This is a genomic window from uncultured Ruegeria sp., from assembly GCF_947489545.1.
Classification (GTDB): domain Bacteria; phylum Pseudomonadota; class Alphaproteobacteria; order Rhodobacterales; family Rhodobacteraceae; genus Ruegeria.
This window is the reverse complement of the sequence record NZ_CANLDZ010000003.1, coordinates 105,935-126,159: the sequence shown is the minus strand read 5'-3', so window position 1 is coordinate 126,159 and position 20,225 is coordinate 105,935. Positions and strand designations below refer to the sequence as shown.

20 protein-coding genes are annotated in these 20,225 nt (G+C 56.0%); 8 read left to right on the top strand and 12 right to left on the bottom strand.

The window, feature by feature from the left end; all coding sequences use genetic code 11:
- Nucleotides 1-9: 9 nt before the first annotated feature.
- From ribD to Q1B13_RS05475, 10 genes are all read right to left on the bottom strand, one after another.
- Nucleotides 10-1,110 (bottom strand): bifunctional diaminohydroxyphosphoribosylaminopyrimidine deaminase/5-amino-6-(5-phosphoribosylamino)uracil reductase RibD, encoded by a 1,101-nt coding sequence (gene ribD / locus Q1B13_RS05520; RefSeq protein ID WP_299078172.1) that lies wholly within the window; start codon nt 1,108-1,110, stop codon nt 10-12.
- Nucleotides 1,107-1,577 carry a transcriptional regulator NrdR gene (gene nrdR, locus Q1B13_RS05515; RefSeq protein WP_117869416.1) on the bottom strand — a complete coding sequence of 157 codons (471 nt, stop codon included), beginning with the start codon at nt 1,575-1,577 and terminating at the stop codon, nt 1,107-1,109. The genes ribD and nrdR overlap by 4 nt, the downstream gene beginning before the upstream one ends.
- Nucleotides 1,578-1,697: 120 nt before the next feature.
- Nucleotides 1,698-2,111, bottom strand: a complete 414-nt coding sequence (locus Q1B13_RS05510; protein WP_299078169.1) for a secondary thiamine-phosphate synthase enzyme YjbQ — start codon at nt 2,109-2,111, stop codon at nt 1,698-1,700.
- Between the two features lie 21 nt (nt 2,112-2,132).
- Complete coding sequence (locus tag Q1B13_RS05505) at nt 2,133-2,534, bottom strand: hypothetical protein (RefSeq protein ID WP_298932696.1); 402 nt, start codon at nt 2,532-2,534, stop codon at nt 2,133-2,135.
- Between the two features lie 79 nt (nt 2,535-2,613).
- Nucleotides 2,614-3,159, bottom strand: a complete 546-nt coding sequence (locus Q1B13_RS05500) for a DUF4166 domain-containing protein (protein ID WP_299078166.1) — start codon at nt 3,157-3,159, stop codon at nt 2,614-2,616.
- Complete coding sequence (locus tag Q1B13_RS05495) at nt 3,152-3,574, bottom strand: thiol-disulfide oxidoreductase DCC family protein (protein ID WP_299078161.1); 423 nt, start codon at nt 3,572-3,574, stop codon at nt 3,152-3,154. Before Q1B13_RS05495 ends, Q1B13_RS05500 begins: the two co-directional genes overlap by 8 nt.
- A gap of 408 nt (nt 3,575-3,982) precedes the next feature.
- On the bottom strand, nt 3,983-5,971 hold the full coding sequence (gene rpoD / locus Q1B13_RS05490) for an RNA polymerase sigma factor RpoD (RefSeq protein ID WP_298932702.1): 1,989 nt from the start codon (nt 5,969-5,971) through the stop codon (nt 3,983-3,985).
- A gap of 114 nt (nt 5,972-6,085) precedes the next feature.
- Complete coding sequence (gene dnaG / locus Q1B13_RS05485; protein WP_299078158.1) at nt 6,086-8,035, bottom strand: DNA primase; 1,950 nt, start codon at nt 8,033-8,035, stop codon at nt 6,086-6,088.
- Between the two features lie 80 nt (nt 8,036-8,115).
- Nucleotides 8,116-8,412 (bottom strand): hypothetical protein, encoded by a 297-nt coding sequence (locus tag Q1B13_RS05480; protein WP_299078155.1) that lies wholly within the window; start codon nt 8,410-8,412, stop codon nt 8,116-8,118.
- 125 nt (nt 8,413-8,537) lie between these two features.
- The gene (locus Q1B13_RS05475; RefSeq protein ID WP_299078152.1) at nt 8,538-9,968 is read right to left on the bottom strand and encodes a Glu/Leu/Phe/Val dehydrogenase; all 1,431 of its coding nucleotides are present in this window, start codon (nt 9,966-9,968) and stop codon (nt 8,538-8,540) included.
- A 404-nt stretch (nt 9,969-10,372) separates the two neighbouring features.
- Between Q1B13_RS05475 and Q1B13_RS05470 the strand changes: the two genes are divergently transcribed.
- The 3 genes from Q1B13_RS05470 (at nt 10,373) to Q1B13_RS05460 (ending at nt 13,315) form a co-directional block, all read left to right on the top strand.
- On the top strand, nt 10,373-12,175 hold the full coding sequence (locus tag Q1B13_RS05470) for a pilus assembly protein TadG-related protein (RefSeq protein WP_299078150.1): 1,803 nt from the start codon (nt 10,373-10,375) through the stop codon (nt 12,173-12,175).
- Nucleotides 12,175-12,741: a TadE/TadG family type IV pilus assembly protein gene (locus Q1B13_RS05465; RefSeq protein WP_299799745.1), complete on the top strand. Its 567-nt coding sequence runs from the start codon at nt 12,175-12,177 to the stop codon at nt 12,739-12,741. Before Q1B13_RS05470 ends, Q1B13_RS05465 begins: the two co-directional genes overlap by 1 nt.
- Nucleotides 12,742-12,850: 109 nt before the next feature.
- Nucleotides 12,851-13,315 carry a hypothetical protein gene (locus Q1B13_RS05460; RefSeq protein ID WP_299799727.1) on the top strand — a complete coding sequence of 155 codons (465 nt, stop codon included), beginning with the start codon at nt 12,851-12,853 and terminating at the stop codon, nt 13,313-13,315.
- Here Q1B13_RS05460 and Q1B13_RS05455 read toward each other — a convergent pair.
- Nucleotides 13,312-13,788 (bottom strand): hypothetical protein, encoded by a 477-nt coding sequence (locus Q1B13_RS05455; protein WP_299078144.1) that lies wholly within the window; start codon nt 13,786-13,788, stop codon nt 13,312-13,314. The two genes, Q1B13_RS05460 and Q1B13_RS05455, sit on opposite strands and share 4 nt — an antisense overlap.
- Nucleotides 13,789-13,945: 157 nt before the next feature.
- Here Q1B13_RS05455 and Q1B13_RS05450 point away from each other — a divergent pair, with 157 nt between their 5' ends.
- Nucleotides 13,946-14,857, top strand: a complete 912-nt coding sequence (locus Q1B13_RS05450; RefSeq protein ID WP_299078141.1) for a pirin family protein — start codon at nt 13,946-13,948, stop codon at nt 14,855-14,857.
- A 27-nt stretch (nt 14,858-14,884) separates the two neighbouring features.
- Here the strand turns inward: Q1B13_RS05450 and Q1B13_RS05445 are convergent, their stop codons facing one another.
- Complete coding sequence (locus Q1B13_RS05445) at nt 14,885-15,472, bottom strand: TetR/AcrR family transcriptional regulator (protein ID WP_298932718.1); 588 nt, start codon at nt 15,470-15,472, stop codon at nt 14,885-14,887.
- Between the two features lie 101 nt (nt 15,473-15,573).
- On the opposite strand from Q1B13_RS05445, the gene Q1B13_RS05440 reads away from it, so the two are divergent.
- The 4 genes from Q1B13_RS05440 to recJ all read left to right on the top strand — a co-directional run bounded on the left by Q1B13_RS05440 (nt 15,574) and on the right by recJ (nt 20,127).
- Nucleotides 15,574-15,822, top strand: coding sequence for a hypothetical protein (locus Q1B13_RS05440; RefSeq protein ID WP_298932719.1), 249 nt, complete (start codon nt 15,574-15,576; stop codon nt 15,820-15,822).
- Between the two features lie 127 nt (nt 15,823-15,949).
- Nucleotides 15,950-17,236 carry a homoserine dehydrogenase gene (locus tag Q1B13_RS05435; protein WP_299078138.1) on the top strand — a complete coding sequence of 429 codons (1,287 nt, stop codon included), beginning with the start codon at nt 15,950-15,952 and terminating at the stop codon, nt 17,234-17,236.
- A 71-nt stretch (nt 17,237-17,307) separates the two neighbouring features.
- A complete protein-coding gene (gene glpX, locus Q1B13_RS05430) occupies nt 17,308-18,291 on the top strand; it encodes a class II fructose-bisphosphatase (protein ID WP_299078135.1) in 984 nt (327 codons plus the stop codon).
- Between the two features lie 93 nt (nt 18,292-18,384).
- A complete protein-coding gene (recJ, locus tag Q1B13_RS05425) occupies nt 18,385-20,127 on the top strand; it encodes a single-stranded-DNA-specific exonuclease RecJ (RefSeq protein WP_299078133.1) in 1,743 nt (580 codons plus the stop codon).
- The last annotated feature ends 98 nt before the right edge of the window (nt 20,128-20,225 follow it).

The window sequence follows — 20,225 nt, the reverse complement described above, 5'->3', positions numbered from 1 at the left end:
GCATCTCGCCTATTGCGTAGATCGTCGCCATCGGTGGAATACATCGTCCCCTAGTGCGCGCGTTTCGACGAGCTCGAAACGGGGGGCAGCATCCAGTTTCTCCAACCCCAGCGTTCCAATAGCAGCAAGACCTTCGGCCCCGATGGTCAGTCCTGCTGTGAACCCTACCAGCTCGTCAACCAGATCCCCTGCCAGCAATGAGGCAGCCAGCGCGGCCCCACCCTCACAGAAGACGCTGGTCAAACCTGCATGGCCCAGTTGCTGCAGCACATCGACCGCATCAATATGGTGATCTTTCAGGGTGCAGGGTATCAAACGTGCGTCTAACCCCTCCCACGCCCGAGCCCGATCGGCATCCGGGTGTGGGCCATGGCACAACCAAACCGGAATTTCGGACGCCGTACGCGCCAACTGGCCCATCAGCGGCAAATCCATATGCCGCGACACGACAACGCGCACGGGCTGATGAGTTGCGCCAACATCTCGCACAGTCAAAGACGGATCATCTGCGCGCGCCGTGCCTGCCCCGACCATCACCGCATCATGACGCGCCCGCATTGCGTGGACCGCGCGTCTGGATATTGGGCCAGTGATCCATTGGCTGTGGCCTGTCGCGGTCGCGATCCGCCCATCAAAGCTGCTGGCCAGTTTCAGCGTTACAAAGGGGCGGCCTTGTTCAGTTTTCAGAAAGAAGCCAGCCAGGTGCAGCGCCGCCTGATCTGCCAAAACACCAGTTTCAACTTTGATCCCCGCATCGCGCAGCATTGCAAAGCCTTGCCCCGCCACACGCGGATCGCTGTCCTCAAGCGCAGCAACGACGCGACCTACGCCAGCGGCAATCAAAGCTTCGGCGCAAGGTGGTGTTTTGCCATGATGGGCGCACGGTTCCAGTGAAACATAGGCTGTCGCACCACGGGCTGCCGCACCGGCCTGCGTTAATGCTTCGGTCTCGGCATGGGGGCGTCCGCCGGGTTGTGTCCAACCACGACCAACAATCCGCCCGTCTTGCACTATGACACACCCGACGGCGGGGTTGGGCCAGCATCTGCCTTGGCCGCGCTGGCCCAAAGACAAGGCCAACGCCATAAATCGCTTATCTGTGTCGCTCACTCGTCCGTCGAAGGCTGCGGCGGGCGCAGTTCGTGGACAAACTCCTCGAAATCATCGGCCGCCTGGAAATTCTTGTATACGCTCGCAAAGCGAACATAGGCAACGGTATCGATCCGCGCCAGAGCTTCCATGACGATTTCTCCGATCTTGTTGGAGGGAATATCGGTATCCCCCATGCTTTCCAATCGGCGCACGATGCCCGAGATCATCTGATCGATCCGTTCAGGATCCACCGGACGCTTTTGCATCGAGATGCGGATCGAGCGTTCCAGCTTGTCCCGATCAAAATCTTCCCGTTTACCGTTGGTTTTGATAACGACCAAGTCGCGCAGTTGAACGCGCTCATATGTCGTGAACCGGCCCCCACAGGCCGGGCAGAATCTGCGCCGACGGATCGCGACGTGATCCTCTGCCGGGCGTGAATCCTTGACCTGAGTATCGATGTTTCCGCAAAACGGGCAGCGCATCCGCCGTCTCCTCGTCCCTTGTTCGGCCTCTTTTTGTAAGCGCTACGGCTTACTTATCCACAACTATAGGGCAGCCGCTAGGATTTGGGTAGTCGGAAATTTACACCGCTAAATAAAGTGTCAGCCCAGATGGGCCGCAACTAAGCGTGTATGGGGTGAAGCGCGATGTTCGACCAGGTAAATGCCCTGCCATGTGCCAAGATGTGGGCGCCCTTGAGACACTGGTATCGACAGTGACACAGGCATCAAAGCGGCTTTGATATGCGCCGGCATTTCGTCTGGTCCTTCATAGGTGTGCCGCAGATACGCCATGGACGGGTGGTCAGACGGGGGAACAAGCCTATCGAAAAACGCACGCAGATCGGTTTGCACTTCAGGGTCGGCATTCTCTTGTATCATCAAGGAACAGGACGTGTGGCGGACGAACAGGGTCAACACGCCATCCGTCGCCACTAAATTTGACCACCGAACTATCTCATCAGTGAATTCATACAGACCCGGCCCCTGCGTTTGAATTGTGAATTCTGCCTGCAATGCGAGCCTCCCATGCGCTCCTTAGCGGAGAAACGGACGAATGTTACAGCGGCCATTGGCGCCTTGAACCGACATGCTGTAGCCCACCGGGAAGCCAACCGTGATAAAGCTGCTTTGCTGAGGAACGCCCCCTGCCGGGGGTTTAAGTGAAAACTGCACCGCTGTTCTGCGCCCAGTCGTCACGCTAGGTCCATATCCGCGCAACACATAGATGCGCTGCTGCCATCCTGCCCCCAACTTGCGTCGGGCAAAATCCGCCGCGGCGCACCAATATCCATCTGTATCTTGACGCGCCCTAGGAATAACTTCGAATTCTGTGCTGTTTATCGGCTCGGTCCGATATCCGTTTGGTGCGGCATCAGCAGTCGCAGGAATGCTGAACGCAAAGGCAGCGAGAGTGGCGCTTACAATAATCTGTTTCATAGCTATCATCTTCCCTAATTGCGTGTGCCTAAAACGTTAGATCACGGATTAACCCTGCATAGTGGGGATCACAATCAATTCAGCTTTGACCCGATGCTCCGTGAACTGGCGTGAGCCAGCCTTGATATCGGATCAACAATCCCAGACCGGGCGCCTCTGCCGCAACATCAAACCTAAAACGCCCGCGGTCGTCCTGCCATTCAATTGTATCGGAACGAGGCAAAAGAAACTTCGGGACTGGAAGTCCCAGGATGGTCAATCGGTGAATAGAAATTCCAAGCCGCTGCCCGTCGAAAGACGGTTGCAACCATATCGACATCGCGCCGAAATCTTCGCGGACGCATCCTGTGTCGTGATCATATGTCAGGCTGGATTGCATCCTATGGCCATTGAAATCGCGTACCCAGCACCATCTCTGACCGTCCCCACTGATTGTGACCTGAACGGGCGTGTTGCTGCTCGCCGGAGGAAATCGACCCAGACGCAACGCCATGGCAACAAGCCTTCCTTGACCGCGTTCAATCCGACAACGCCCGGTGAAGCGCCCTTCAGAACTGTGCAGGGTACACACTGCTGTTGGCAATTCCGTCACAGCCGGCAGAGCAGTTAGAAACGGATCACTCACTCTGAAACCCCTGCTGTGCAAAACGCGATCGCATATCTGCATCCGGCACAAAGCAGAGCTCAGCGCGCCCAAAAATCGCGTATCTGTTTCGTGCAATGGCGTTATATAACGGATCTTTCAACATGGCAGGAAGAAACCGGCAAAGTGACAGCACTGGCCACGCCATCGGCAATTGCTGCATAGCTGCAGCGAATGCGTCCAGGCGCTGGTAAACCTTACCGTCGACCACAACCAGGTTGGTCTGAAAATCTCGCGTCGGCAGCCCAAGCTGCCGAAACAGATACTGACCCAACGGCGACTGCGCCGTCGCAAACTGAAACCGCCGCGACCGATCCCGCTTGAGCATGAATTGAAAAAACCTCGAACACAAAACGCATTCGCCATCAAAAACAATCAGGTTTTTCCCATTGAACATCTCTGGACTCGCACCACATTCCATATCCCTGACATCCCTGCCGAGAAAAATTTTTTTCAGGATGTCATGCGATACTGACTACGGCAATGCGACAAGAAAGAACCACAAGGAATGTGTGAATACAGTCAGAAGCCGTTGGCTAGGCGTTGAAGTTTCCACTTCGGCCTCGTCCAGTCGAAATGGCCCTTGTGGCGCGACAGGAGTTATCGAAGAGAGGAAGCGCCCTGCCTGAAACCAGGGTCATCAGCAATTTCTACCTCGCCCCGGCCCGTCCCATGAGTGGACAAGCCGAACATAGAAACGGAGCAATTCGGGTTCTTTTGATTTCCTGCCAAAGTTTTTTGGCAATGCCGCCAAATTGCTGTTTCCTAAAACAAAAAAAGGCGCCTCAAATCGAGGCGCCCTTTTCTATTGATCCAGGAACGATCGCAGTTTGCGCGATCTGCTGGGATGTTTTAGTTTTCGCAGCGCTTTCGCTTCGATCTGACGGATCCGTTCACGGGTCACGCTGAACTGTTGGCCCACCTCTTCCAGTGTGTGGTCGGTGTTCATACCAATGCCGAACCGCATCCGCAGAACCCGTTCCTCGCGCGGGGTGAGCGAGGCCAGAACCCGGGTCGTGGTTTCCTTGAGGTTCTCCTGAATGGCGCTGTCGAGCGGCAGCACGGCATTCTTGTCCTCGATGAAATCGCCAAGCTGGCTGTCTTCCTCGTCGCCGATGGGCGTTTCCAGAGAGATCGGTTCCTTAGCGATTTTCATCACCTTGCGAACCTTCTCAAGCGGCATCTGCAGCTTTTCAGCCAGTTCTTCTGGCGTCGGCTCACGGCCAATCTCATGCAGCATCTGACGACCGGTGCGGACCAGCTTGTTGATCGTCTCGATCATATGGACCGGAATACGGATGGTCCGGGCCTGATCCGCGATAGACCGCGTGATCGCCTGACGGATCCACCAAGTCGCATAGGTCGAGAACTTGTACCCACGACGGTATTCGAACTTGTCGACCGCCTTCATCAATCCGATGTTACCTTCCTGAATAAGATCAAGGAATTGCAGGCCACGGTTCGTGTACTTTTTGGCAATCGAGATCACCAGACGAAGGTTAGCTTCGACCATCTCTTTCTTGGCCTGACGGGCCTCTTTCTCGCCCTTCTGAACCTGCTGCACGATGCGGCGGAATTCAGGGATGTCCAGGCCGATATACTGACCAACCTGGGCCATATCGTTGCGCAGTTCTTCAACCTTATCGGTCGAGCGTTCGATGAACATCTGCCAGCCGCGTCCCGGCTTTTCAGCCATCTCAGCCAGCCAATTCGGGTCCAATTCGCGTCCACGATAGGCATCGATGAACTCACGCCGGTTAATACGGGCCTGATCGGCCAATTTCACCATCGAACTGTCCAAAGACATGATGCGGCGGTTGATACCATAAAGCTGGTCGATCAACGCTTCGATACGGTTGTTGTGAAGATGAAGTCCGTTCACCAACTCAACGATTTCAGCGCGCAGTTTCTGATAGGTCTCTTCGTCTTTCGCGCTGAACGTGTCGTCTTCGTTCAGAGTGGCCGAAATCCGGCTGTCCTGCATTTCAGAAAGCATCGCAAAATCGGTCGAGATCCGTTCCAAAGTAGTCAGAACCTGATCCTTCAGCGCGGCTTCCATCGCAGCGAGCGACATGTTGGCCTGTTCGTCTTCGTCATCATCGTCGTCCTGAGCAATCGGATTTCCATCCGCATCTAACTCCGGTCCGGTGTCCTTTTCAGGCTTTGCCGCCGAAACGGCCGATGTGTCGACAACCGGCTCTTCAACGTCGCCGTCTTCGTCCATCTGGTTGCCAAAGGTGGTTTCCAGATCGATGACGTCACGCAGCAGAATATCTTCGGACAGCAATTCGTCGTGCCAGATCGTAATCGCCTGGAAGGTCAGCGGGCTTTCGCACAGCCCAAGGATCATTGTGTTTCGACCTGCTTCGATCCGCTTGGCGATGGCAATTTCGCCCTCGCGGCTCAGCAGTTCGACGCTGCCCATTTCGCGCAGATACATGCGGACGGGGTCGTCTGTACGGTCGAGCTTTTCCGTTTGCGAACCAGCCAGAGTTACTTCGCGATTCGTATCGGTGGTGACCAGATCGGTCGAGCCTTTCTGCTCTTCCTCTTCGGCCTCTTCGTCTTCGATGATATTAATGCCCATTTCGGACAGCATCGACATTACATCTTCTATCTGTTCCGAGCTGACCTGATCAGGCGGCAGAACCTGATTGAGCTGGTCGTAGGTTATGTAACCTTTCTCGCGGGCCTCGGCGATCATCTTCTTGACGTTGGCCTGACTCATGTCCAGCGAGATTTCCTGTTCCTGCTCGTCGGATTTGCGGTCTTCGTTCGTATCCTTGGCGGCCATTCAATGCTCCTGCAGGGATGGGTGATTCGTTAGAGCCGAATCATTAGCGCGTTGAAGTGATTCGGCCACCCGTTTACCTGTTTTTCTTTTCCAGTGCCTTACGAAAACATCACTTTAACGACGTTTCCGCTCGAAATTGATACCTGATGTGATCGCCTTGAACGCGTCTTTCTCGTCGCGGTTGATTCGCGCACCGTTATCCGCGATGTCGAAAACGGCCTTGTCTTCGTTCTGGCTACGGCTTGTTCGGTTGCGCTCTTCGGCGGCCTGAGCCAACCGATAGGTCAACGCTTCGTCTGCCAGATCGGACAGTTCCTCTTCGGCTTCGGCAATCTCGGCATCCAACCCCCGGAGCGCTTTGATTTTCGCGAGTTCCTCGGCCAGAGTCATCTCGGCCTTTTCAACGTCGCCTGGTTTGAACACACAGGGGATGACTGCCACATGGCGAAGGCTCAACAGGTTTTCAAGGGCTTCGGCCCCCAAAGTTTCGGCAATGTGGTCCTGCAAGTTGTCCGGATCGTCGATCGCATGTCGCAACAGGGAGTGTCGCAAGGCAGCGTGATCGGGATCATGACAATCCATGTCCTCCAGCTGATGTTCAAACTGAACAACAACCTTGGGATTCAGAATTGCGATGGCCAAAATTGCGGCCTCGCGCATGCGAATATCAGCGTTCTCGGATGAAGCCAGAAATGACGCGCGCGCGCCGGGGGTGGCGGGTTGCGGTTGCGGTTTCCACTTGCCGCGCGGCGACCAAGGGCGGCTCTGCGATTGTCTTTGCGGGCGGAAAAGCTTCCAGCACAGATCCTTTATTTCGCGTTCGTAGTGAGAGCGGATGGAACCGTCACGGATCAACGTCGTCTTTTCACGCAAGATCTGTTCCAATGCCGCCCGGCGCTCCGGACTGTCAAAGATCTTGCCATCGGTTTCACGCTGCCACAGCAACTTCACCATCGGGACCGCTCGGTCCAGCACTGTTTGCACGGCCCCTGCCCCTTCGACGCGCAGTAGATCGTCTGGGTCCTTACCCTCTGGCAAAAGTGCAAAGCGCAGGGATTTACCGGCCTCCAGCAACGGCAGCGCCAGATCAACCGCCCGCATCGCTGCGCGCAACCCGGCTGTATCACCATCCAGCGCAATAATCGGCTCGTCTGAAATACGCCAAAGCAATTGCAGCTGATGCTCGGTTATTGCGGTTCCCAAAGGCGCGACTGACGCGCCAAAGCCAGCCTCGGCCAGCGCGATGACGTCCATATACCCTTCGGCCACAATCAGCGGCTGCCCTTTGCCTGCCGCCTGCCGGGCTGGTCCCTGATTGTATAGGCTACGCCCCTTGTCGAACAATTCGGTTTCAGGCGAGTTCAGGTATTTCGCATTGTCATTTGGGTCCATTGCCCGACCGCCAAAGGCAATGCACCGACCACGCGCATCGCGGATCGGGTACATGATACGGTTTCGGAAAGTGTCATAGGGTTTCTTCCCCTTGTTCGAAGGCTTGGCCAGCCCTGCCCCAAGGATCAGGTCCTCGTCGACATTCTTGCCGCGCAGATGATCCCACAGACCTTGCCAGCCATCCGGCGCGAATCCGATTTCCCAGCGATCCAGCGCCTCCGCATCCAGACCCCGGCGCGACAGATAGCCCCGCGCGTCCGCCCCTGCTCCGGTTTTCAGTTGAAGCCGGAAAAACTGCACCGCCTGCTCCATCACTTCGGCAAGCTGCGTTCGGCGGTCTTGTTTTTCCTGTGCTTTGGGGTCACGAGCAGGCATCGGCATGCCGGCCTCGCGCGCCAAAATCTCAACGGCTTCGATGAACGAGACATTCTCGGTCTCTTTCACAAAGCTGATCGCATCCCCTTTGGCGTGGCATCCGAAGCAGTAATAAAAGCCCTTTTGATCATCAACATGGAACGACGCGGTCTTTTCGTGGTGGAACGGGCAAGGCGCCCACATGTCACCTTTGCCCTGGTTCGATTTCCGCGCATCCCACATGACTTTGCGCCCAACGACCTGAGACAGGCTGAGCCGGGTGCGCAATTCATCCAGAAATCCAGGGGGCAGTGACATGGGTCAAACCTGACAGAAACGGAAACGCGCGCCAAGGGGATGACGCGCGGTTGTCCACAAAGAAATGACGTCGCTGTGGATTACTGCTGCAGACACAACTCCAACCAGGCCGCACCCAGATCTTTTTTGCGCACATCGCGCATCTTTTGTTCGTAGACCCAGGGCGTGATCAACGGAACAGCGGCATTGTAGCTCTCGGGCCATGTCGGCTCCGTATCAGAAACCGCCTGTGGCACGTCGCGTTCTTTGACTCTGTCCAGCCGTGCTTGCTGAACCGCGGCGACCACGTCAGCCTGATACTGGCAGCTTTGTTCCTTAGTCTCGGCGGCAGCCAGAGGGGTGGCCAGCACGGCGGCAGCGATGGCAATACGCAACATTGGGATCTCCCGGAATCGTTTCTTGGCACAGCTTACCCGGGCAAGGCGTGGCCTTCCATCGTCCTTTTTTACGAGACGGCAAAGGTTGGGCAATCCAGCATAGCGGGAATGCCCAACCTAAAAGCTCAAAGCCCTTTGGCGCGGTAGCTGCTTGAGACCCGATCAATGGCCACGATATACGCAGCAGTTCGCAGATCCTCAACGTCGTCACGGCTGTGCCAAACCTCGCGCATCGACTGGTATGCAATGCGCATGGTGTCATCCAGGCCAGAGCGGACCAGTTCAAGCTCATCAGCACCTTTTAGGTACTTCGACTTGAAGTTTGGTGACATTGTCCAGGCGTCGCCAAGGTAACGGTCCAACCGCTCCAATTCACTGACGATCAGTTCATGCCGGGCTTCTTCCTGACGGCGCTGCATGCGGCCAAACCGGATATGGCTAAGGTTTTTGACCCATTCAAAGTACGACACGGTCACACCGCCGGCATTGGCATACATATCCGGAATGATAACCGTGCCTTTTTTCCGAAGCACTTCATCAGCACCCGCCGTCACCGGGCCGTTCGCTGCCTCAATGATCAGAGGTGCCTTTATCCGATCCGCGTTATCCAGGTTGATCACGCCCTCCAAAGCAGCCGGGATCAAGATGTCGCACTCTTCCTCCAACACTGCCGCTCCCTCGGCGGAATGCGTCGCATCCGGGTAGTCACTGACGCCACCATGTTTGACGATCCACTGCCGCACCGCTTCGACATCAATGCCTTCGGGATTATACAGCGCACCATCCCATTCGATGATGCCAACAATGATCGCGCCGTCTTCTTCACTCAGGAATTTGGCGGCGTGATACCCCACGTTGCCAAGACCCTGAACAACAATGCGCTTGCCATCCAGCTTACCGGACAGGCCAGCCTTGGCGATATCTTCCGGGTGACGGAAGAACTCGCGCAGCGCATATTGGACTCCACGCCCGGTTGCCTCGACCCGCCCTGCGATGCCACCTGCATTCAATGGCTTGCCCGTTACGCAAGCACGCGCATTGATATCGGTCGTGTTCATCCGTGCGTATTGGTCTGCCATCCAGGCCATTTCACGCTCACCCGTACCCATGTCCGGGGCTGGGACGTTTTGCGACGGGTTGATCAGGTCACGCTTCGCGAGTTCATAGGCAAAGCGCCGGGTGATCTGCTCCAATTCGTGTTCTTCGTATTGCCGGGGGTCAATGCAGAGCCCACCTTTCGACCCCCCGAACGGAGTTTCAACCAAAGCGCATTTATAAGTCATCAACGCAGCAAGCGCTTCAACTTCGTCCTGGTTCACGGCCATTGCATAGCGAATACCGCCCTTGACCGGCTCCATATGTTCAGAGTGGACAGATCGATAACCAGTGAACGTGTGGATCTCACCGCGCAGGCGGACACCAAAACGAACAGTGTAAGTGGCGTTGCAGACTCGGATTTTTTGTTCCAGCCCAGGCGGCAAATCCATCAGGGACGCCGCCCTGTTGAACATCAGATCAACACTTTCACGAAAGCTAGGTTCTTTAGTGCCGGTCATAAAATCCTCCGTGCCGGTAACTGACAAATGTCATGACGTTTTGTCGCACCACTGAACAAATGCTGCAATCTTCAAATGTACATTTTTTAATCATTTTATGAACGAGGTCTTACCAAAATCATCCCTGAGTCGTTTTTTACTCGCCGGACGGGCATTGTTCGCAGAGGCGAAACAAACCCAATACTCCACCAAGAACTACGGCCAATTTTCATTCAATAATAGCACCATAGTGGCGACACTGCCCAAATCTTGCCACGATCAAAGTCTAAATAGTTAAACTTGCCAAGAACTGGGATCAGTGCGCCTGACCGGTAGAGGGACAAGTTATGAAAAATTTCGTTTGTAAGTTAAAATTGACAAAAATAAAGCAAGCGGACAGGTGTCGGCACACTTCGGAATCCTTTGTGAAATCCGAAGAAGGTCTTATGACCATTCTGGCTCTAACCCTCATATTGATCATCTTTACTGTTGGCGGTTTTGCTGTCGATATCATGCGCTTTGACCACGAGCGCGCCAGACTTCAGTATTCTCTCGACCGTGCCGTTCTGGCAGCCGCCGACCTTGAACAGGATCTTTGCCCCGCGGTTGTGATAAAAGATTATCTCGAGAAGGAGGGGCTGGCTGAGTATCTGGTCGGAGAGCCAATCGTTACTCCGGACCTCTGCGGCTCGCAGGCAGTGACTGTCCAAGGCTACCGTCGTGTTGAAGCAAGCGCCAAAATGGACGTGAAGATGCACTTCATGCAGTGGTGGGAAGTTGACTCGATCGCAACCTCGGTGGTCAGCGTCGCGGAAGAAGCTATTGGTAACGTTGAGATTTCAATGGTTCTCGACGTGTCCGGATCGATGAACAACAACAACCGCCTGACCACACTCAAATTGGCCGCTCAGAATTTCGTGCAAGAGATGGTCGACAAAACCGAAGACGGCAAGCTGTCTATCTCGATCGTCCCTTACGCCACGCAGGTGTCTTTGCCAGACACGCTGATGGCCGAATTGCCCACGACAGGCACAAACCCTCATGCAAACTGCATAAACTTCGAGGACACTGAGTTTTCGACAAGCAGTTTTGATCGGAACTTGATCCGCGAACGGACGTTGCATTTCACCCATTGGGGCGACTATGACCGGCGCCCCGACAACACTCTTGTTTATAGTGAAATTTGCGAGAGTGATACGAACCGTGAGGTCATGGTTCACCAAAAAGACGCCAACATTCTAAAGCAGAAGATTGCTGATTTCCAAGCTGGCGGAAACACTTCTATCGACTTGGGTGTCAAGTGGGGGCTTACTCTGCTGGACGAAAGCTTTAGACCCGTCGTCGCCTCACTCGCTGCAAAAGGCGATGTACCTGCCGAGTTCGCGACACGCCCTTCCAACGTTGCAAGCGGCGACACCATGAAAGTCATGGTTCTTATGACAGATGGCGCCAACACCTCGCAGTATTGGGTAAATGATCCTCACCGTGCCGGTAAGTCCGGTATCTGGTGGAATGATGACGAAGGCGTGGAGGGCGAGTATGTTTCATACGCCCAACTTGTAGATGGTGAAATCTACACCGGAAATAGTGCCCGGTACTACTGGCCCAACGTTGATATTTGGGAGTGGGATAGCGATCTCAACTTCTACTGGGCGCGCGAACAACTTCAACCTGCCGGGTATGGCAGCACTTTTGTTGATCCAAGCACTATGACTGTTATCGAAGAAGCAGATGCTGAAGTGTCAACCGACGGCTACGAGCGAGGTTTCATTCAGTACCGCTGCCTTTCTTTTTCCGACGGGATTTGCAGCGCATTCGACTATAGTACGTCCCGGCTTGTTAAATATGCTGACATGACGCCACCGGTTACGCCATCCGAGCACCTCACGTGGCCGAGCCTTTGGGAAAGCACCACGCGATACCAAATCTACGAAGATTTCCGCGACTATTATGGTTCGACCTTCGCATACAACTGGTACTACGATGCCGTATCCTCAAGCGGGCGCTCGACCAAAGACCCGCGCGTTACCGCCATGTGCGCCTACGCGAGGGACGTGAAGAAGGTCGTGATCTTTACGATTGCTCTGGAAGCACCGAGCGCTGGCAAGGCAATCCTTAAGACGTGCAAAAGTGATGATGGCGCCTACTATGAAGCGACCGTGGGCAACCTTCCGGATGTCTTTGCGTCGATCGGTTCAAGCATCCGCAACCTGAGGCTGACCCAATGATGAAGCGCTTGACCAAAAAGTTACGCCTGTTTCGTCGCGACGAAGAAGGCATGGCAACCATTGAATTCATAATGTGGTTCCCGATTTTCATGATGACCACCTACTCGGGCGTAGAGTTGGGCATTGTCGCCTATAACCATGCGAACCTGGAGCGCGCGCTTGATGAAACGATCCAGGATGTTCGGATGAACCACATCGCGAAGTATGACGCGAGTGACGGCGCGATTTGGACGCACACGCTCCTCAAGCAGATCATCTGCGACAAAGCTGGGGCGCTTCCGGATTGCAACGACAGTCTTGCTCTGGAAATGAAGTCGATTGACCCGCGGTCCAACAATCCTGTGCTGGACGCCAATCCATTTTGCGTCGACACCCCAGAAGACGTGCGGGGCAAAGACGACCAGGTGTTCACTCCTGGAAGCTCTAATGAGCTGATGATCATCCGAGCGTGCATTGAGATCTATCCGCTTTTCAATGGCACTACGCTTGGAAAACTGGCGGCCCGGGATCCCGATGGCCAGTACGAACTGCATGCAACAACGGTGTTTGTCCATGAACCGGCTTAAGCGCATACCTTTCACATCTTCTTCAGGGTTTTTCGGTCGATTTTTCCGAAAGCAAGACGGCGTTGTAAGCATTGAGGCCATTATGGTCTTTCCGTTGCTCTTCTGGTCCATGTGGACGTCGTACACGTATTTTGACGGCTATCGTCAGAGTGCGCGAAACCTGAAAGCGGCCTATGCCATCGCGGATATCCTTTCCCGCGAGAAAAACGAAGTGAATGCCCAGTACATAACCACGATGTATGATCTGCAAAAGTTCATGATTGCAGATCGGTCGGCGGTTTCAATGCGCGTTTCGTTTGTAAGGTGGGATCAGCCCGATGAACGTCACTATGTCTTGTGGTCGTGTGAGCGCGGAGAAAACTACGAAGAACTAACCGATGCGACCGTTCTGGACTACAAAGATCGTATTCCGGTTATGGCTGACAACGCGACAATGATCTTGGTGGAAACCACAGACCACTACACGCGTCCGTTCAAGATTGGTTTTGGCGACAACGAGTTTTCGATTGAAAAATTCATCTTCACCCAGCCGCGCGGATATCACCAAATCGCTGAGGCACCTACGGGCTGCTAACCGCCTGCCCGCTCGACCAGCATCGCAGTCAGCATTTCTGACATGAACTTGGCTTCTGAGGCGGCTGTGACGCCACCCACGCCAATGCGATGACCCATACGCCACCACAAGCCCGGAGCCCACCTGTTTGGGCCCTTGGTTCGAGTGCGAACCAGAAATCCGTTTGACGGTTTGAAGGCAAAAACACCACGATCCACGGATTCAATATCCGCAACCTCGGCAATTACACACCCGGTGGCGGTGCGCAATTCCGAACGCGTCAGTTCGATGCGATCAAGCGTCGACTGCCACATACGATGCGCCAACCACAGCGTGGCGGCACCAACGCCTAAAAGAAAGACCTGCCAAACCAGTTCGGGCGGTGAGGCAAGTGCGACGTAAATCACCAAGGCACCAACAGTGGTCAGCATTCCGACCCCAGCCCATCGTCTGGGCGATGACGCCTGGACCGTCGCCAGCACTTCGTCTTGCATTGATGCCTCCTGTTTGCCTGGCCTTCACCTAACTGCTTTCTTTCGTGAACAACAGGCCCCATAAACCCTGACAATTTTGCACAGGCATGGTGTGTCTCCGCAAATTGACCGTGATGACAAAAAGAATAAGTGCAGGTCAAACAAATAGGAGGCCGACATGTCCTTGCGACCCACATTGGAAACCCGACACGCTGTAGCCACGATGGAGGGAGCTGGCGTAAAATTACATCGCGCATTTGGGTTTCAGGATCCGTCGGAACTTGATCCATTTCTGCTATTTGACGACTTCCGCAATGAACGGCCACAAGACTACCAAGCTGGTTTTCCCTGGCATCCACACCGGGGTATCGAGACGATTACCTATGTATTGTCCGGCACGGTCGAGCATTCAGATTCGCTAGGCAACAGCGGCACGCTGGGCGCAGGAGATGTGCAATGGATGACAGCCGGGTCGGGCATTCTGCATCAGGAAATGCCCCACGGAAACACCTCCGGCCAGATGCATGGTTTTCAGCTATGGGGCAACCTGCCCTCGGATCAGAAAATGACGGCGCCACGGTATCAGGATGTGCAAGGCAAGGACATCCCCGAGATCACGGACGACGATGGAACAACCGTGCGGGTGATAGTGGGAGAGTTCTGGGGGAAAACCGGGCCGGTCGATGGTATCGCCGCGGATCCTCAATACCTGGACATTCACATCCCGTCAGGCGTCAAAAAAACCTTTCGCGTCGATACCTATCGCCGCGCCTTCGCATATGTGTTCCAGGGTCAGGCCGCCTTTGCAGATGCCTCACAGCCCTCTGGGGTTTTGTTGGAAAAAGAAGTTGCCGGGCAAGAGGTCAACATCCGCGACATGTCAGGAGACAGAACGCTGGTCCGCTTTGGCACCGGGGATGAGATTACCGTTCAGGCCGGCCCGGAGGGCACGCGCTTTTTGTTGATCTCCGGCGCTCCGATTGATGAGCCGGTCGCCTGGCACGGCCCAATCGTCATGAATACCCAAGCGGAGCTGGAACAAGCGTTTCGGGAACTGCGGAATGGATCTTTCATTCGGCCAGCACACTGACGAAACAACGGCCTGATCCAAAATGAATCAGGCCGTCACCGACCGACGCACCATATCCCAATAGGCTTGCTCGACCTCGTCCAGCGACAATCGTCCACCGGATCGGTACCAGGTCATCACGCCGTTAAGCATGGCGATCACCGCCAAAGTGGCGATCTTGGTATCTGCAATCGAAAACAGCCCGGATTGCTGCCCTTGGTGCAGAATGCCCTCAAGCTCGTTTTCGTACTTTCGGCGCAAATCCTCGATCTCGGCAAAATTGTCCGGAGTTAGATTGCGAAGCTCCATGTAGGCGATAAAAACTTCGTCTGGGCGTTCAAGATGAAAACGTATGTGAAACCCGACAAAACGGCGCAACGCATCCTGTGCATCACCGCCCTGCCCCAATGCATCATAGGCCGTCAGCAACTCCCGCATGTGATCCCGCATCAATCGATACAACAGGCTCTGTTTGTCGGGTGTGTAATTGTACAGGGCACCTGCCTGCACACCTACGTCCTTCGCAATCTGGCGCATTGAGACCGCAGCATAGCCGTGACGCGCAAAAAGCCTTATAGCGGCTTCGCGAATTCGCGGGCCTGTTATGTCGGAATGTGAACCTTGGGTGCGTGCCATTCGGTGACCGTATCTGAACACATGTTCAAATAGAACCCCGCTTGAACCAACCCTACAAAACGTGCATCACAGTTGGACGATGGACTTTGAAAGGGTTCACCATGAAATCCCTGCCTCTTCTCGCCTTACTGCTGGTCTGCGCCGGATGCGCCGACATACCCGAGCTTGACGGCAGCGAACCGAAATCTTTGAAATCTGCCGCCTATCCGCGCCTTATTCCGTTGCAGGAGATTATTGAAACCCCCGCTGACCCGGTCAGCGAAGCCGCTGAGGTTGAACAGGATTTGACAGCCCGCAGCGAAGCGTTGGCGAAAAAGGCCCAAGCGCTGCAAAATGCACAAATCAATTAAAGATCAGGGTTTCGAAGCCTCAACCGACCGGTGACGGATTGAACCCTTGCGCCGAACCCGCTAAGGCAGCGCTGAACGGACAACGCGTCCGAATTCAGAGAAATTCGAGCGGAAAGGAACCCACGGAATGACACAGGCGCTGCGGCTAGGAATTGCGGGCTTGGGAACGGTCGGCGTGGGTGTCGTCCGGATCGTCCGACGCCAAGCAGCGCTGCTGCACGCCCGCACGGGCCGCCCGATTGAGATTGTGGCCGTTTCCGCGCGGGACGCGAACAAAGATCGCGGTGTCAGCTTGTCCGAATATGCATGGGAAACCGACCCAGTTACTTTGGCAAACCGCGATGATATCGACGTGTTCGTCGAATTGATGGGGGGCGAAAACGGCCCCGCCAAAGCATCGGTCGAAGCAGCGTTGTCAAGCGGCAAGGATGTGGTAACCGCAAACAAGGCTTTGCTGGCGATCCACGGTCAGGATCTGGCGGAAAAGGCCGAAGCTTCAGGCCGCGTTATCCGGTTCGAAGCGGCGGTGGCCGGTGGTATCCCCGTGATCAAGGCGCTGACCGAAGGGTTGGCCGGAAACGACATCACCCGCGTCATGGGCGTTATGAACGGCACGTGCAATTACATTCTGACCCGGATGCAATCGCAGGAACTGGGCTATAACGCGCTGTTCGACGAATGCGCGCAGCTGGGGTATCTCGAAGCGGATCCCAACCTTGATGTGGGCGGTATTGACGCTGCGCATAAGCTGGCGCTTTTGTCGTCGATCGCCTTTGGCACAAAACCCAATTTTGACGGGATTGAGATCGAAGGCATCCAGCAGATCAGCTTGGATGACATCCATCAGGCGGCTGATATGGGTTATCGGATCAAGCTGTTGGGGGTTGCGCAGCGCACAGCGCGTGGCCTGGAACAACGGATGCAACCGTGTCTGGTGCCCAGCGACTCGCCCCTTGGGCAGCTTGAGGGCGGCACGAACATGGTCGTAATCGAAGGCGACGCGGTCGAGCAGGTGGTTCTGCGCGGCCCTGGCGCCGGCGAAGGCCCGACCGCAAGCGCTGTGATGGGTGATGTGTGTGATCTGGCACGTGGCTTGCAGATTCCAACATTCGGACGCCCTGCTGCGTCACTGGAAGAGGCCACCCCAGCACGTACCGGCCTACCGGCCCCTTACTACCTGCGCCTCGCGTTGCTGGACAAGCCCGGGGCGCTGGCCAAGGTTGCGGCTATTCTAGGCGATGCGGGCGTGTCGATTGACCGAATGCGCCAATACGCACATTCCGAAAGTACCGCCCCGGTATTGATTGTGACACACAAAACCACCCGAACCACACTGGATCACGCGCTTGAAGGCCTGCACGCGACCGATGTGGTGTCGGGCGAACCGGTTGCACTTCGGATCGAACAGGTCTGACCCCTTGCAGCCTGCGCCATCTGCAGGCTATGCCAGACATAACGTCTTTGCTGACCAAAGGATTACATCGCATGACCGCTGCCAAAATTGATTTCAACGACCGCTTGCTGTCTCTGGGCCTTGCGCGGGTCGCAGAGCAGGCAGCGCTTGCCTCAGCCTCTCTGGTCGGGCGCGGTGACGAAAAAGCTGCGGATCAGGCCGCCGTGAATGCGATGCGTGAGCAGTTGAACCTGCTGGATATTGCGGGTGTCGTCGTCATCGGTGAAGGCGAACGGGACGAAGCGCCAATGCTGTATATTGGCGAAGAGGTTGGAACCGGAAACGGTCCTGGCGTCGATATCGCGTTGGATCCGCTTGAAGGCACCACTCTCACCGCAAAGGATATGCCCAACGCGCTCACCGTGATCGCCATGGGGCCGCGCGGTTCCATGCTGCACGCGCCCGATGTTTACATGGACAAACTGGCCGTCGGTCCGGGCTATCCGGATGGCGTTGTCAATCTGGACATGAGCCCGCGCGAGCGGGTCGAGGCGCTGGCCAAAGCCAAAAACTGCGCGCCTGCAGACATCACGGTCTGCATTCTGGAACGCCCGCGCCACGAAGCGATGATCGCCGAAGTGCGCGAGACAGGCGCTGCTATCCGGTTGATCACGGACGGCGACGTTGCCGGTGTGATGCATTGCGCAGAAAGCGAAGAAACCGGAATCGATATGTATATGGGCCAGGGTGGCGCGCCCGAAGGCGTGTTGGCCGCGGCGGCTCTGAAGTGTATGGGCGGGCAGATTTTTGGCCGTCTGCTGTTTCGCAACGATGACGAACGTGGCCGTGCAGCCAAGGCTGGCATCACCGATCTAAACCGCGTGTATACGCGGGATGAAATGGTGACCGCTGACGTGATCTTTGCCGCGACCGGCGTCACCGGTGGGTCGCTGTTGCCACGTATCAAGCGCGAGCCCGGCTGGGTTGAAACCACAACGCTGCTTATGCGTTCTAAGACCGGATCGGTGCGCCGCATGTCTTACCGCACGCCAATGTGGTCACACACTGACGCATAGTGGCTTGCGCCACTGCCTTCGGCGAGAGTATTTGTAAAAAGATGAAAAGGCCGGGCCCGCAAGGTTCCGGCCTTATCGTATAAGGGGGTAGCGATGGGCTTTCTTGGAGTTGAACAGTCATTATCCGGTCGGCGCTGGATTGGGCCCACGCCCGAGGTTGAGCGGGCGACGGACATGCTGGCGCAACAGGCCGACCTTCCGCGTGCGGTCTGTCAGGTGCTTGCCCAGCGCGGGGTGCCGCCAATGGAAGCACAGAGCTTTCTGGAGCCCAAGCTGAAAGAACTCCTGCCTGACCCGCGCAATCTGAAAGACATGGAGATTGCGGCAGCCCGGTTTCTGCATGCTGCTCACCAAAAGCAAAGCATCGCAGTTTTTGCGGATTACGACGTGGACGGTGGCAGTTCCGCCGCCTTGTTATTGGTTTGGTTGCGCCAGATGGGCATGCAGGCGACCCTTTATGTGCCCGACCGGATCGACGAAGGCTATGGTCCGAATGTACCGGCTATGCAAGCGCTGACAAAGTCGCATGACCTGATCATTTGCGTGGACTGCGGCACGCTGAGTCACGAGCCGATCGCCGCGGCCAAAGGCGCCGACGTCATCGTTCTGGATCACCATCTTGCGGGAGAAACCCTGCCCGACTGCGTGGCGGTAGTGAACCCTAACCGTCAGGATGAAAGCGGCGATCTGGGATATCTTTGCGCGGCAGGCGTGGTCTTCTTAATGCTTGTCGAAGCTGGCCGTCAGATGCGTGAGGCCGGGACCAAGGGCCCTGATTTGATCTCTCTGCTTGATCTTGTGGCGCTTGCGACTGTCGCGGATGTCGCGCCTTTGATCGGTGCCAATCGAGCACTGGTGCGGCAGGGGCTGAAGGTGATGGCCGCGCGCAAACGACCGGGGCTGATGGCTCTGTCAGATGTGGCAAGAATGGATTCCGCCCCAAACAGTTATCACTTAGGCTTTCTTCTGGGGCCGAGGGTGAACGCCGGCGGACGAATTGGTCAGGCCGACCTTGGCGCACGGCTGCTAAGCACCGAGTCCATGAGCGAGGCTGAAGCCCTGGCCGAGCGTTTGGACGCATTGAACTCTGAACGGCGGGATATCGAAAACTCGGTGCGAGCCGCCGCGCTGGAACAGGCCGAAGATCGTGGGCTGGATGCGCCGCTTGTCTGGGCCGCCGGTGAAGGCTGGCATCCCGGCGTCGTTGGGATCGTTGCCTCACGCCTGAAAGAAACCGCAAACCGCCCCGCCATCGTCATCGGACTTGATGGGGATGAGGGCAAAGGCTCGGGTCGATCCGTCTCGGGTGTCGATCTCGGCGCGTCGATCCAAAGGTTGGCCGCCGAAGGGTTGCTGGTGAAAGGCGGTGGCCACAAAATGGCGGCGGGTCTGACAGTAAAGCGTGACCAGTTGGAACCGGCCATGGAACGACTGAGCGTGCTGTTGGCCAAGCAAGGCGCCGGACAAGCGGGACCTGCAGATTTGAAGCTGGACGGTACCCTGACGCCCAATGCAGCGACGGTTGATTTGATCGAACAGATTGAAAAGGCTGGCCCTTTCGGAGCCAGCGCCCCGGCGCCCCGCTACGTTCTGCCTGATCTTCAGGTGCGATTTGCCAAGCGCGTGGGCGAGTCTCATTTGAAACTGTCCTTGTCTGACGGCATGAGCAGTGGGCTTGATGCGATAGCCTTTGGTGCGTTTGATGGGCCGATCGGACAACGGCTGTCAAATCACGGCGGTGCGCGGTTCCATTTTGCGGGTCGGCTCGAGATCAATTCATGGGGCGGTCGGCAAAATGTACAGCTGCGCCTCGAGGACGCGGCAGAGGCCAGTTAACCCTTGTTTCAGGCCTTGTGCCGCATGCCAAAAAACTTTCACATCCCTGCACTTTTCGGCTTGCGGGGGTCCGAGTGAAACCGTAAAAGGCCCTCCAC